At 69.5% G+C, this 13,780-nt stretch carries 10 protein-coding genes and 1 tRNA gene; 10 read left to right on the top strand and 1 reads right to left on the bottom strand.

Annotated features, from left to right (window positions below):
- Positions 1-302 precede the first annotated feature (302 nt).
- The 10 genes from dnaN to ACIQ7D_RS07690 all read left to right on the top strand — a co-directional run bounded on the left by dnaN (position 303) and on the right by ACIQ7D_RS07690 (position 12,245).
- Positions 303-1,433, top strand: coding sequence for a DNA polymerase III subunit beta (gene dnaN / locus ACIQ7D_RS07735; RefSeq protein WP_384995593.1), 1,131 nt, complete (start codon positions 303-305; stop codon positions 1,431-1,433).
- A 77-nt stretch (positions 1,434-1,510) separates the two neighbouring features.
- The gene (gnd, locus tag ACIQ7D_RS07730) at positions 1,511-2,395 is read left to right on the top strand and encodes a phosphogluconate dehydrogenase (NAD(+)-dependent, decarboxylating) (protein WP_403934747.1); all 885 of its coding nucleotides are present in this window, start codon (positions 1,511-1,513) and stop codon (positions 2,393-2,395) included.
- A gap of 29 nt (positions 2,396-2,424) precedes the next feature.
- A complete protein-coding gene (gene recF / locus ACIQ7D_RS07725) occupies positions 2,425-3,594 on the top strand; it encodes a DNA replication/repair protein RecF (RefSeq protein ID WP_403934745.1) in 1,170 nt (389 codons plus the stop codon).
- Positions 3,595-3,605: 11 nt separating this feature from the next.
- Positions 3,606-4,214 carry a DUF721 domain-containing protein gene (locus tag ACIQ7D_RS07720; RefSeq protein WP_403935076.1) on the top strand — a complete coding sequence of 203 codons (609 nt, stop codon included), beginning with the start codon at positions 3,606-3,608 and terminating at the stop codon, positions 4,212-4,214.
- 530 nt (positions 4,215-4,744) lie between these two features.
- Complete coding sequence (gene gyrB / locus ACIQ7D_RS07715; RefSeq protein WP_403934742.1) at positions 4,745-6,826, top strand: DNA topoisomerase (ATP-hydrolyzing) subunit B; 2,082 nt, start codon at positions 4,745-4,747, stop codon at positions 6,824-6,826.
- Positions 6,827-6,876: 50 nt separating this feature from the next.
- Positions 6,877-9,549, top strand: coding sequence for a DNA gyrase subunit A (gyrA, locus tag ACIQ7D_RS07710; RefSeq protein WP_403934739.1), 2,673 nt, complete (start codon positions 6,877-6,879; stop codon positions 9,547-9,549).
- Positions 9,550-9,635: 86 nt separating this feature from the next.
- A complete protein-coding gene (locus tag ACIQ7D_RS07705; protein WP_403934736.1) occupies positions 9,636-10,301 on the top strand; it encodes a DUF3566 domain-containing protein in 666 nt (221 codons plus the stop codon).
- A gap of 58 nt (positions 10,302-10,359) precedes the next feature.
- Positions 10,360-10,433, top strand: a tRNA-Ile gene (locus ACIQ7D_RS07700).
- A 217-nt stretch (positions 10,434-10,650) separates the two neighbouring features.
- On the top strand, positions 10,651-10,785 hold the full coding sequence (locus ACIQ7D_RS07695) for a DLW-39 family protein (RefSeq protein ID WP_003958712.1): 135 nt from the start codon (positions 10,651-10,653) through the stop codon (positions 10,783-10,785).
- Between the two features lie 152 nt (positions 10,786-10,937).
- On the top strand, positions 10,938-12,245 hold the full coding sequence (locus ACIQ7D_RS07690; protein ID WP_403934733.1) for a hypothetical protein: 1,308 nt from the start codon (positions 10,938-10,940) through the stop codon (positions 12,243-12,245).
- A 54-nt stretch (positions 12,246-12,299) separates the two neighbouring features.
- Here ACIQ7D_RS07690 and ACIQ7D_RS07685 read toward each other — a convergent pair whose 3' ends face one another.
- Positions 12,300-13,715, bottom strand: coding sequence for a serine/threonine-protein kinase (locus ACIQ7D_RS07685; protein ID WP_403934730.1), 1,416 nt, complete (start codon positions 13,713-13,715; stop codon positions 12,300-12,302).
- Between the last annotated feature and the right edge of the window lie 65 nt (positions 13,716-13,780).

Below are 13,780 nucleotides of genomic sequence, written 5' to 3'. Positions count from 1 at the left end.
GAGCCGAGTTCTCCACGGCTCCACCCACAAGCCCGGTGGATAAAAAAACGGGCTTGACCTGCGCATACGGCGTTATCCACGGTTTCCACAGGGCCTACTACTACTACCCCTGAGAGTTAGCCAGGAGTCCGTTTCGAAGCAGGGCCTGTGCACAACTTCGCGGGCGGCCATCCGGAACGTCTCGCCTCGACTTGACCCGCGGCAGCACCGAGTGTCGGTGCCGTACGTCAGACTGGTCCCCGGCATCCCAGCCGACGACGAAGGCCAGCAGGGCGAGCGAGCAACAGCAGGAGGCGGTTCCGGTGAAGATCCGGGTGGAGCGCGATGTACTCGCGGAGGCGGTGGCCTGGGTGGCCCGTAGCCTTCCGGCCCGTCCGCCGGCGCCGGTGCTCGCGGGCCTTCTGCTGAAGGCGGAGGACGGCGCGCTCAGCTTCTCCAGCTTCGACTACGAGGTCTCGGCGCGGGTCTCGGTGGACGCGGAGGTGGAGGAGGACGGCACCGTCCTCGTCTCCGGCCGGCTGCTCGCCGACATCTGCCGTGCCCTGCCCAACCGGCCGGTGGAGATCTCCACAGACGGTGTACGGGCGACCGTGGTCTGCGGCTCCTCGCGCTTCACGCTCCACACACTGCCTGTGGAGGAGTACCCGGCGCTGCCGCAGATGCCGACCGCCACCGGCACCGTCCCCGGTGAGGTCTTCGCCTCCGCCGCCTCCCAGGTGGCCATCGCCGCGGGCCGGGACGACACGCTGCCCGTCCTCACCGGCGTAAGGATCGAGATCGAGGGCGACACGGTCACCCTGGCCTCGACCGACCGATACCGCTTCGCGGTCCGCGAGTTCCTGTGGAAGCCGGAGTCGCCGGACATCTCCGCGGTCGCCCTGGTGCCCGCCAAGACGCTGCTGGACACCGCCAAGGCGCTCACCAACGGCGACACGGTCACGCTGGCGCTCTCCGGCTCCGGCGCGGGCGAGGGTCTGATCGGCTTCGAGGGCGCCGGGCGGCGGACGACGACCCGCCTTCTCGAAGGCGATCTGCCCAAGTACCGCACGCTCTTCCCGACCGAGTTCAACTCGGTCGCGGTGATCGAGACCGCCCCGTTCGTCGAGGCCGTCAAGCGCGTGGCCCTGGTCGCGGAGCGGAACACCCCCGTACGGCTCAGCTTCGAGCAGGGCGTTCTCATCCTGGAGGCCGGTTCCAGCGACGACGCACAGGCTGTGGAGCGGGTCGACGCGCAGCTCGACGGCGACGACATCTCGATCGCCTTCAACCCGACCTTCCTGCTGGACGGCCTGAGCGCGATCGACTCCCCGGTGGCCCAGCTCTCCTTCACGACGTCCACGAAGCCGGCGCTGCTCAGCGGCCGCCCGGCCGTCGACGCGGAGGCGGACGAGGCGTACAAGTACCTGATCATGCCGGTACGCCTGAGCGGCTGACCCCACAGGTGAGTACCCAGGTCCGGGCGTAGGCTCGGACCCGGGTACGAATCGCCTCAACGCTTAAGGAACGCCTGATGGAGCTCGGTCTTGTGGGTCTCGGCAAGATGGGCGGCAACATGCGCGAGCGCATCCGCCGCGCCGGCCACACCGTCATCGGATACGACCGCAATCCGGACCTCGCGGATGTCCACAGCCTGAAGGAGCTGGTGGACAAGCTCAAGGGTCCGCGCGTGGTGTGGGTGATGGTCCCCGCGGGTGCCGCGACCCAGGCGACGATCGACGAGCTGGCCGAGCTGCTGTCCCCCGGTGATGTCGTGGTCGATGGCGGGAACTCCCGCTGGACCGACGACGAGAAGCACGCGGTCGAGCTGGGTATCAAGGGCATCGGCTTCCTCGACTGCGGTGTCTCCGGCGGTGTCTGGGGCCTCGACAACGGCTATGCGCTGATGTACGGCGGCGACCCGGAGCATGTGGCGAAGGTCGAGCCGGTCTTCGACGCGCTCAAGCCCGAGGGGAACTTCGGCTCGGTGCACGCCGGCAAGGTCGGCGCGGGCCACTTCGCCAAGATGGTCCACAACGGCATCGAGTACGCCATGATGCAGGCGTACGCCGAGGGCTGGGAGCTGCTGGAGAAGGTCGACTCGGTCACCGATGTCCGTGAGGTCTTCCGCTCCTGGCAGGAGGGGACGGTCATCCGCTCCTGGCTGCTGGACCTGGCGGTCAACGCGCTGGACCAGGACGAGCACCTGGACCAGCTCCGGGGGTACGCGGAGGACTCGGGCGAGGGCCGGTGGACGGTCGAGGCGGCCATCAACCACGCGGTGCCGCTGCCCGCGATCACCGCGTCGCTCTTCGCGCGGTTCGCCTCGCGCCAGGAGGACTCGCCGCAGATGAAGATGGTCGCGGCGCTGCGCAACCAGTTCGGCGGCCACGCCGTCGAGTCGGCCGACGACAAGTAAGTGACATCCGGGGAGGTCCGCGCACAGCCATGCATGTGACGCATCTGTCGCTGGCCGACTTCCGGTCGTACGCCCGGGTGGAGGTGCCCCTCGACCCGGGCGTCACCTCGTTCGTGGGGGCGAACGGGCAGGGCAAGACGAATCTGGTCGAGGCGGTCGGCTATCTGGCGACGCTCGGCAGCCACCGGGTCTCGTCGGACGCGCCCCTGGTGCGGATGGGCGCGGAGCGCGCGGTGATCCGCGCGGCGGTCACGCAGGGCGAGCGCTCGCAGCTCGTGGAGCTTGAGCTGAACCCTGGCCGGGCCAATCGGGCCCGTATCAACCGGTCGTCGCAGGTCAAGCCGCGTGACGTGGTGGGGATCGTACGGACGGTGCTGTTCGCGCCGGAGGATCTGGCGCTGGTGAAGGGCGATCCGGGCGAGCGCCGCCGGTTCCTGGACGAGCTGATCACCGCGCGGTCACCGCGGATGGCGGGGGTGCGGTCCGACTACGACCGGGTGCTCCGGCAGCGGAACACGCTGCTGAAGTCGGCGGCGATGGCACGGCGGCACGGTGGGCGTGGCATGGACCTGTCCACGCTGGATGTCTGGGACCAGCACCTCGCGCGCGCCGGGGCGGAGTTGCTGGCGCAGCGGGTCGATCTGATAGCGACGATCCAGCCGCTGGCGGACAAGGCGTACGAGCAGTTGGCGCCGGGCGGCGGTCCGGTGACGCTGGAGTACCGTTCCTCCGCCGGTGGTCCCGGCGGTGACGAGGCCGCGGGCTCCCCGGGGCCGGGCGAGCCGGGCGCCGGGTCCTCGCGCGACGAGCTGTACGTGCATCTGCTGGCGGCCCTGGCCGAGGTGCGCAAGCAGGAGATCGAGCGGGGCGTGACGCTGGTCGGGCCGCACCGGGACGATCTGGTGCTGAAGCTGGGCCGGCTGCCGGCGAAGGGGTACGCGAGCCACGGCGAGTCCTGGTCGTACGCGCTGGCGCTGCGGCTGGCCTCGTACGATCTGCTGCGCGCCGAGGGCAATGAGCCGGTGCTGGTGCTGGACGACGTGTTCGCCGAGCTGGACGCGCGGCGGCGGGAGCGGCTGGCGGAGCTGGTGGTTCCGGGGGAGCAGGTGCTGGTGACGGCGGCGGTGGACGACGATGTGCCGGGTGTGCTGGCCGGGGCGCGGTTCGCGGTGGCCGAGGGTGCGGTGGAGCGCGTATGAGTCTGCCGGGAATGCCGGGGATCCCGGGAACACCGGGGTCGGGCGCAGGGACGGGGGCCGGTCAGTCGTCGGCCGTGTCGTCAGCCGCGTCGTCGGCGTCGGCGTCGGGGCCCGAGCCGTCCGGGGTGGATCTGGCCCGGGTCGCGCTGCGGGCGGCGAAGGAGCAGGCCCGCGCCCGGGGGAATGCCGTACAGCAGAAGAAACAGGCCAGGCGGGGCGGTGGGCTGCGCTCGGGTGCGCGGGCCGACGGGCGCGATCCGCTGCCGCTGGGTGCGGCGATCAGCCGGCTGATCATGGAGCGGGGCTGGGAGACCCCGGCCGCCGTGGGCGGAGTAATGGGCCGCTGGCCGCAGATCGTCGGTGAGGACCTGGCGAAGCACTGTGTGCCGCAGCGTTACGACGATGCCGAGGACGCGCGGGTGCTGACCGTGCAGTGCGATTCGACGGTGTGGGCGACGCAGCTCCGGCTGCTGGCGCCGCGCCTGGTGGCCCGGCTGAACGAGGACCTGGGGCAGGGCACGGTCCGGATGATCAAGGTGCTGGGGCCGGGAGGTCCGCCGCAGCGGTACGGCCGCCTCCGGGCGCCGGGGAGCACGGGGCCCGGCGACACCTACGGCTGAGACGGCCGGGCGGCCGGGGCGGCCGGGACGCCGACGACGCCCGGGGTGCCCGGGGCGCCCACGCCTCGCCCACCCCCTTTCCTCAGCTCCGCTTTCCTCGTACTCCCCCGCTCCCGTACGTCCCCGTACCCGTACCCCCCCCACGTTCCCGGTGCCCGTGCGCGGCACCGTTCCTCCTCACGAGCCGTCCTTCTCACCGGGGACGGCTCGTCCCGTTCCGTACCGCCCGAGGGCGCTGTGACCTGGGAGGGCGTGTGGGGAGATTGAGGTGTCCCTCACCGTAGCGGGAGGTTGACAGGCCGAAGCGCTCAACGCCTGTGTGAGCCTCTTGGAGCCCCTTCCTGAATATGGGGAGTCGGAGGCTGCTCATCCAGGGCGGCACATGCGGACTCAGGTACCGGCAAACCCCCATTCGGGTCGGCGCTACCGGTAGACTGATGGAAAATCCCGCGCTGCTTGCGGGGGACTGTCAACAGATGCTGACACAAGCCGAACGACGCAGCCGCTCCCGCTTGCTCGGAAGACGGCCTGTGCTGTGCCAGAAAGGGCGCTTCGTGGCCGATTCCGGCAACCCCAATGAGAAGACCTCGTCCGTCGCCACTGGCGAGCACGGCGAGGTGACCGCCGCGTACGACGCCAGTGCCATCACCGTCCTCGAGGGCCTGGACGCGGTCCGCAAGCGGCCCGGCATGTACATCGGCTCGACCGGTGAGCGCGGGCTTCACCACCTTGTACAGGAAGTCGTCGACAACGCGGTCGACGAGGCGATGGCCGGCTACGCCGACTCCATCGATGTCACGATCCTCGCCGACGGCGGGGTCCGGGTGATCGACAACGGCCGTGGGATCCCGGTGGGCATCGTCCCGTCGGAGAACAAGCCGGCCGTCGAGGTCGTCCTGACGGTGCTGCACGCGGGCGGCAAGTTCGGCGGCGGCGGGTACGCCGTCTCCGGTGGTCTGCACGGCGTGGGCGTCTCCGTCGTCAACGCGCTGTCGTCGAAGGTCGCGGTCGAGGTCAAGACGGACGGCTACCGCTGGACGCAGGATTACAAGCTCGGTGTGCCGACGGCGCCGCTGGCCCGTAACGAGGCGACGACCGAGACCGGTACGACGGTGACGTTCTGGGCCGACGCGGATGTCTTCGAGACGACGGACTACTCCTTCGAGACGCTGTCGCGGCGCTTCCAGGAGATGGCCTTCCTCAACAAGGGCCTGACGCTGAAGCTGACGGACGAGCGCGCGTCGGCGAAGGCCGTCGTGGGCGCGGACGTCGCGGGTACGGACGCGGTGGAGAGCCCCGACGAGGAGCCGCCGGCCCGTTCGGTGACGTACTTCTACGAGGGCGGCATCGTCGACTTCGTGAAGTACCTGAACTCGCGCAAGGGCGAGCTGATCCATCCGACGGTCATCGACATCGAGGCCGAGGACAAGGAGAGGCTGCTCTCGGTCGAGATCGCGATGCAGTGGAACGCGCAGTACAGCGAGGGTGTGTACTCCTTCGCGAACACGATCCACACGCATGAGGGCGGTACGCACGAGGAGGGCTTCCGCGCGGCGATGACCGGTCTGGTCAACCGCTACGCGCGCGAGAAGAAGTTCCTGCGGGAGAAGGACGACAACCTGGCGGGCGAGGACATCCGCGAGGGTCTGACCGCGATCATCTCGGTGAAGCTGGGCGAGCCGCAGTTCGAGGGGCAGACGAAGACGAAGCTGGGCAACACGGAGGCGAAGACCTTCGTCCAGAAGATCGTGCACGAGCACCTGACGGACTGGTTCGACCGTAATCCGAACGAGGCCGCGGACATCATCCGCAAGTCGATCCAGGCCGCGACGGCCCGGGTCGCGGCCCGTAAGGCGCGGGATCTGACCCGTCGCAAGGGGCTGCTGGAGAGCGCGTCCCTGCCGGGCAAGCTGAGCGACTGCCAGTCGAACGACCCGTCGAAGTGCGAGATCTTCATCGTCGAGGGTGACTCCGCCGGCGGTTCGGCGAAGTCGGGCCGTAACCCGATGTACCAGGCGATCCTGCCGATCCGCGGCAAGATCCTGAACGTCGAGAAGGCGCGGATCGACAAGATCCTCCAGAACACCGAGGTGCAGGCGCTGATCTCGGCGTTCGGCACGGGGGTGCACGAGGACTTCGACATCGAGAAGCTCCGCTATCACAAGATCATTCTGATGGCGGACGCCGACGTCGACGGTCAGCACATCAACACGCTGCTGCTGACGTTCCTGTTCCGCTTCATGCGTCCGCTGGTCGAGGCCGGGCACGTCTATCTCTCCCGCCCGCCGCTCTACAAGATCAAGTGGGGCCGGGACGACTTCGAGTACGCCTACTCCGACCGGGAGCGCGACGCGCTGGTCGAGCTGGGCAAGCAGAACGGGAAGCGGATCAAGGAGGACTCGATCCAGCGCTTCAAGGGTCTGGGCGAGATGAACGCCGAGGAGCTGCGGATCACCACGATGGACGTCGACCACCGGGTGCTCGGCCAGGTCACGCTGGACGACGCGGCCCAGGCCGACGATCTGTTCTCGGTGCTGATGGGCGAGGACGTCGAGGCGCGGCGGTCCTTCATCCAGCGCAATGCCAAGGACGTCCGCTTCCTCGACATCTAGTCGGTCACCGCTGACGGATTCGACAAGGCAGAAAGGAACACCGACCAGCGATGGCCGACGAGAACACCCCCGCAACACCTGACAACGCCGACGGCTCGGAGAACTCCGGAGTCCCCGGCACCCCCGGTACCCCTGTGATCCAGGAGGCGGTCGAGGCGGTCGAGGGTCTGGCGATGCGCGTAGAGCCCGTGGGGCTCGAAACGGAGATGCAGCGCTCGTACCTCGACTACGCGATGTCCGTCATCGTGTCGCGCGCGCTGCCGGACGTACGGGACGGCCTCAAGCCCGTGCACCGGCGTGTGCTGTACGCGATGTACGACGGCGGTTACCGGCCCGAGAAGGGCTTCTACAAGTGCGCCCGCGTCGTCGGTGACGTGATGGGTACGTACCACCCGCACGGCGACTCCTCGATCTACGACGCGCTGGTCCGCCTGGCGCAGCCGTGGTCGATGCGGATGCCGCTGGTGGACTCCAACGGCAACTTCGGTTCACCGGGCAACGACCCGGCCGCCGCCATGCGGTACACCGAGTGCAAGCTGATGCCGCTGTCGATGGAGATGCTCCGGGACATCGACGAGGAGACCGTCGACTTCACGGACAACTACGACGGCCGCAACCAGGAGCCGACGGTGCTGCCGGCGCGGTTCCCGAACCTTCTGATCAACGGTTCGGCGGGTATCGCCGTCGGTATGGCCACGAACATCCCGCCGCACAATCTGCGGGAGGTCGCGGCGGGTGCGATGTGGGCGCTGGAGCACCCGGACGCTTCGCACGAGGAGCTGCTGGACGCGCTGATCGAGCGGATCAAGGGGCCCGACTTCCCGTCGGGCGCGCTGGTCGTGGGCCGTAAGGGCATCGAGGAGGCGTACCGTACGGGCCGCGGCTCGATCACGATGCGCGCGGTGGTCGAGGTCGAGGAGATCCAGAACCGCCAGTGCCTGGTGGTCACGGAGCTGCCGTACCAGACCAACCCGGACAATCTCGCTCAGAAGATTGCCGACCTGGTCAAGGACGGAAAGATCGGCGGGATCGCCGATGTCCGCGACGAGACGTCCTCCCGTACGGGACAGCGCCTGGTCGTCGTCCTCAAGCGGGACGCGGTCGCCAAGGTCGTCCTGAACAACCTGTACAAGCACACCGACCTCCAGTCCAACTTCAGCGCGAACATGCTCGCGCTGGTGGACGGGGTGCCGCGCACGCTGTCGCTGGACGCGTTCATCCGGCACTGGGTGGCGCACCAGATCGAGGTCATCGTCCGGCGGACGCGCTTCCGGCTGCGCAAGGCGGAGGAGCGGGCGCACATCCTGCGCGGTCTGCTCAAGGCGCTGGACGCGATCGACGAGGTCATCGCGCTGATCCGGCGCAGCGACACGGTCGAGATCGCGCGTGAGGGCCTGATGGGGCTGCTCACGATCGACGAGATCCAGGCGAACGCGATCCTGGAGATGCAGCTCCGCCGACTGGCGGCCCTGGAGCGGCAGAAGATCGTCGCGGAGCACGACGAGCTGCAGGCGAAGATCAACGAGTACAACGCGATCCTGGCCTCGCCGGAGAAGCAGCGCACCATCGTCCGCGAGGAACTGGCCGTCATCGTCGACAAGTTCGGCGACGACCGGCGTTCCAAGCTGGTTCCCTTCGACGGTGACATGTCCATGGAGGACTTGATCGCCGAGGAGGACATCGTCGTCACCATCACGCGGGGCGGCTATGTGAAGCGTACGAAGACGGACGACTACCGCTCGCAGAAGCGCGGCGGCAAGGGCGTCCGCGGGACGAAGCTCAAGGAAGACGACATCGTCGACCACTTCTTCGTCTCCACGACCCACCACTGGCTGCTGTTCTTCACGAACAAGGGCCGGGTCTACCGGGCCAAGGCGTACGAACTGCCGGACGCCGGCCGGGACGCGCGGGGCCAGCATGTGGCCAATCTGCTCGCTTTCCAGCCGGACGAGCAGATCGCGGAGATCCTCGCGATCCGCGATTACGAGGCCGTTCCGTATCTCGTTCTCGCAACAAAGGCGGGACTGGTCAAGAAGACCCCGCTCAAGGATTACGACTCTCCGCGGTCGGGCGGTGTCATCGCGATCAACCTGCGCGAGACCGACACGGGCGCGGACGACGAGCTGATCGGCGCCGAGCTGGTGTCGGCGGAGGACGATCTGCTGCTCATCAGCAGGAAGGCGCAGTCGATCCGGTTCACCGCGACGGACGACGCGCTGCGCCCGATGGGCCGTGCCACGTCCGGGGTCAAGGGGATGAGTTTCCGTGAGGGCGACGAGCTCCTCTCGATGAATGTCGTCCGGCCCGGTACGTTCGTCTTCACTGCCACGGACGGCGGATACGCGAAGCGGACCGCGGTTGACGAGTATCGCGTCCAGGGCCGTGGCGGCCTCGGTATCAAGGCCGCCAAGATTGTGGAGGACCGCGGGTCGCTCGTCGGCGCGTTGGTGGTCGAGGAGAGTGATGAGATCCTTGCCATCACTCTCGGCGGTGGTGTGATTCGCACGCGAGTCAGCGAAGTCAGGGAGACGGGCCGTGACACCATGGGCGTCCAACTGATCAACCTGGGCAAGCGTGATGCCGTCGTGGGCATCGCGCGCAATGCCGAGGCGGGCCGTGAGGCTGAAGAGGTCGACGGGACCGATGACCCGGGGACCGACGAGGCCGGTACGGCCGAGGTCGCCGGAGGCAGCAAGCCTCCGGCCGGGGAGCACGAGGAGTAAGCGTGAGTGGAGCCACGGGCGCCGGATCGGCCGCTTCCGGAGCGAACGGTGCCCGTGGCCCTGCCACGGACTCCCAGGGGGTTACGGTGACCGACACCCGGGGGAACAAGCCCCCGTACGAGACCTATGGCGCTGGGCAGCCGCAGCCGGCCGCTCAGCCGTACCACCCGCCGCAGGCGTATCCCTCTCCCGGCGGCGGAGCCACTCAAGCCGGACAGGGATCCAAGCCGGCCGGACAGCAGGGCCAACAGGGAGCTTCCGTGACATCTGCCCCTTCCGCCACCGGGACAGCCGGGGGCGGCGGATCCGCCGCACCGACGACGGGACCCGCCGCTGCCTCGGCGGTGCGCCTGCCGAGGACGGGCGCACGGACCACGCCCCGGACGCGCAAGGCGCGGCTGCGGGTTTCCAAGGCCGACCCGTGGTCGGTGATGAAGGTCAGCTTCCTGCTCTCCATCGCGCTCGGCGTCTGCACGATCGTGGCGGCGGCGGTGCTGTGGATGGTCATGGACGCCATGGGCGTCTTCTCGACCGTCGGCGGGACGATCAGTGAGGCCACCGGGTCCAACGAGAGCAACGGGTTCGATCTCCAGTCGTTCCTGTCGCTGCCGCGGGTGCTCGTCTTCACGTCGGTCATCGCGGTGATCGACGTGGTGCTGGCGACCGCGCTGGCCACGCTCGGGGCCTTCATCTACAACCTCTCCGCAGGCTTCGTGGGCGGCGTCGAGCTGACGCTCGCCGAGGACGAGTGAGGACCGGGTATCGATTTTGGGGCTGGCCCTGAAGTGCGCTAATCTTCAGGGGCAGCGCGGGGCTATAGCTCAGTTGGTTAGAGCGCATCCCTGATAAGGATGAGGCCACAGGTTCAAATCCTGTTAGCCCCACCGCGAGTATCGGCCCGTACGGATCACTCCGTACGGGCCGATCGCATTGCGCGATTCGTTACGCGGTTCGTCACCCGCTTCTTCCGTTCTTTTACTGTCGGTGTCCGGCCCTGGCGAAGGCGGAGTTGGGGTGCGGACAGGTCACCGATCGATATCGATCGGTGTGTATAGTCGGGCGCCAGAAGTCCCCTACGTCAAGGAAAGACGAGGTCGCGCGGTGAAGAAGCTTCTCTTGGTCGCACTGGCTGCCATCGGCGGGCTCCTCGTGTACCGCCAGATCCAGGCGGACCGCGCCGAGCAGGATCTGTGGACGGAGGCGACCGACTCCGTGCCCGCAGGTTCGGGTGTGTGAGACGCAGCAGTCCTGATGCGAGCCCCGGTCGCTGAGCGGCCGGGGCTTCGTGCTGCCCGGGCAGACAGCGGTACGGCCGCCGGGGCAGGATGGACCCGCGGGACGGAACGCGGACGGAACGTGGCAGCGGGCAGAGGCAGGGGGACGAGCGCGTGAACGGGCAGCGCAGCAGGGGCCGGGTGGCGTCGGCCGCGACATCGGTGATGTGTGTGGCGGCGGCCGTGAGCGCGGCTCTGGCGCTGCCGGGGCAGGCCTGGGCGGCGGGCGGCCCTGCCCCGTACGCCTTCGAGCCCGGTGCGCGGCAGATCACCGGCGCGACGACCACGAGCGAGGCGCGGACGCTGGAGACCGGCGCCGTCTACCGCGACGCGATCAAGCCGGGCGAGAAACGCGTCTACCGGCTCGACCTGACGAAGAGCACGAGCGACTACGTCTCCGCGGTGGCCGTGCCCGAGCCCGGTACGAAGGTCGCCTTCGGGGACAAGATCGAGGTGTCGCTCCAGAACCGCGAGGGCACCGACTGCAGTTCGAACTACTCGAACTTCGGTACGCAGGGGGAGTTCGCCCGGCCGCTCGCCGCCTACGCCTACCGGGTGCTCAAGGAGGGCTCGTCCACCTGCCAGGAGTCGGGGCCGTACTACGTCGTCATCGAGCGGACCAGCGAGGAGACCTCCTCGGCCGCGCCGTGGGAGCTGGAGATCCGCCATGTCTCCGAGCCGGGGCTCAAGGCGACCGGGCCGACCCAGGCGCCCTCGCAGTGGCCGAGTGCCTCCCCCGAGCCGGTCGCGGGCGCCGTGCGCGAGCGGGCGGGCGGCAACGGTTTCACCGACGCCAAGGGGCTGGAGTCGGGCGAGTGGACGACGAAGATCGAGCCGGGGGCCTCGCTCTTCTACCGGGTGCCCGTCGACTGGGGGCAGCAGCTCTTCGCCAGCGCCGACCTCGGCAGCTCGGAGGGGGACGGGTTCGTGAGCGGCGCGCTCGGGGTGTCGCTGTACAACCCGGCGCTCGGGTTCGTGGACGGCAGCAGTTCGGTCTCGTACGACGGCAAGCAGAAGACGGCGGCCCTCGACCCGCTGCCGCCGGTGGCGTACGAGAACCGCTTCGGCTACCGCTCCGGCGACCAGGACATGCGGTTCGCGGGCTGGTACTACCTGCGGATCAGCCTCAGCCCGGAGGTCGGCAAGACGTTCGGGGAGAAGCCGTACGGGCTGACGCTGCGGGTCGACGTCAAGGGCACGCCGAAGGCAGGACCGGGGTACGACGGGCCGGCCGGGCTGTTCGCCGTGACCGAGGACGACCGGGACGCGGCCTCGGCCGGGCAGGCGCCGCCGGACGAGGCGCGGAGCGACACGATGGTGCTGGTCGCGGCGGGCGGGATCGGCACGGGCACGGTGCTGGTGCTCGGGCTCGGCGTGTGGACGCTGCTCGCGCGGCGGGGCGGCGGCGTAGCGGGTCCGTGACGGGCGGGTCCAGGACGGCCTGGTCCGTCGGGCCTGGCGGACCTGTCAGATCTGTCAGCCCTGTCCGACCTGGGTGAGCGCCCAGAAGCCGACCGCGAAACAGGCCAGCGCCAGCAGCAGGACCGGGACCGTCACCTTCGGGGGCGGTCCCGGACGCCTGGGGGGCGCGTGGCGGGCGACGGTACGGTGCGCCGGCTGCGGCGGCGGGGCCTGCTGGGGCAGGGAGGCCCCCGCGAGAGGGGCCTGCGGGCTCTGGGCGGTGTACGGACGCGTGAGGCTGTGGTCCTGCCGTACAGCGGCGGTCTGCGCCTGTGCGTGGGCCAGCTCGGCCGCGGAGGGGTACGGCTGGGGCTGACCCTGGGGCTGGTGGGGCTGGAGGTGGGGTTGAGGCTGAGGTTCCTGCGGCCGGACCGGCGGTGGGGGGAGATGGAAACTGCCGGTCTCCGACATGGAGGTGGGCGGGGGCGTGGGGGAGGGCGCGGCGGAGGGTTCCGGCACGGGTGCCGGTGCCGGAACGGGCTCGGCTTCCGGTTCCGGCTTCGGGGTGAGCGCGGGTGCGGGCTTCTGTTCGGGAGCGGGCTCGGACTGCTTGACGGGGCCGGAGGGGCCGAACCCCGGGGGCAGCGGACCGATCTGGTCGAAGATCTCGACCGGCTCCTCGTCCTCCCCGGCCTCGGGGAGCAGATCCACGGCCGTCGTCAGCGCCTTGCGCGCCCCCGTGGCCGTACGGAACCTGGCGTCCGGGTCCGGCTGGACGAGCCCCGCCAGGACCTGCCACAGCGGCTCCGGGATGCCCTGCGGCGCCCCCGGGGTGCCGTGTGCCACGAAGTGCTCGACGAGCGCCTTGGAGTCGGGTTTCTGACCCTGCAACAGATAGAGCGCGACGAGGCCCACCGCGAAGAGATCGGCGGGGAAGTCGGGCTCCGCGCCCATCAACTGCTCGGGCGCGAAGTAACCGGGCGTTCCCACCACGTAGTTGGTCTCCGTCAGCCGCGGCTCCCCCTTGCGCATGGAGATGCCGAAGTCGGAGAGGCGCAGGTGCGGCCGCGCCGTTCCGGTCGCGTCCAGCAGGATGTTGGCGGGTTTGATGTCGCGGTGCACGACCCCCTCCGCGTGCACCGCGGCCAGACCGGCGAGCAGCTGATCGAGCAGGGTGCAGACGAAGCGGGGAGGCAGCGGGCCGTAGTCGCCGATGACGTGCGCCAGCGAGCCGCCGGTCACCAGGTCCATGGTGAAAAGGACCTTGTCGTCGTCCGCCGCCCAGCTCGCCGGGGCGAGGACATGGGGATGATCGATCCGCAGCGCCTGCTCGCGGACGAACCGCAGCAGGGTGTGCGCGTCGCTCTGCTGGAGGACCTTCGCGGCCACGTAACGGCGGCGCCGGTGGTCCCAGGCGCGCCAGACGGCGCCCACACCGCCGCGGCCGATCGGGTCGATCAGCTCGTACCGCCCCGCGAAGACCTCACCCATGGCGCCGCACTCGCTCCCCGTCGTCGTATCCGGCGGACATCCGCCCCGCCCTGCCCGTACCGCTT

Source organism: Streptomyces sp. NPDC096310, from assembly GCF_044763125.1.
GTDB lineage: Bacteria > Actinomycetota > Actinomycetes > Streptomycetales > Streptomycetaceae > Streptomyces.
This window is presented reverse-complemented; position numbering and strand designations above follow the sequence as displayed.

Bases quoted from the DNA above. Each gene is read 5' to 3' on its own strand.
- ACIQ7D_RS07685 (WP_403934730.1), bottom strand. From the start codon at position 13,715: ATGGGTGAGGTCTTCGCGGGGCGGTACGAGCTGATCGACCCGATCGGC.
- ACIQ7D_RS07720 (WP_403935076.1), top strand. From the start codon at position 3,606: ATGCCGGGGATCCCGGGAACACCGGGGTCGGGCGCAGGGACGGGGGCC.
- recF (WP_403934745.1), top strand. From the start codon at position 2,425: ATGCATGTGACGCATCTGTCGCTGGCCGACTTCCGGTCGTACGCCCGG.
- gnd (WP_403934747.1), top strand. From the start codon at position 1,511: ATGGAGCTCGGTCTTGTGGGTCTCGGCAAGATGGGCGGCAACATGCGC.
- gyrA (WP_403934739.1), top strand. From the start codon at position 6,877: ATGGCCGACGAGAACACCCCCGCAACACCTGACAACGCCGACGGCTCG.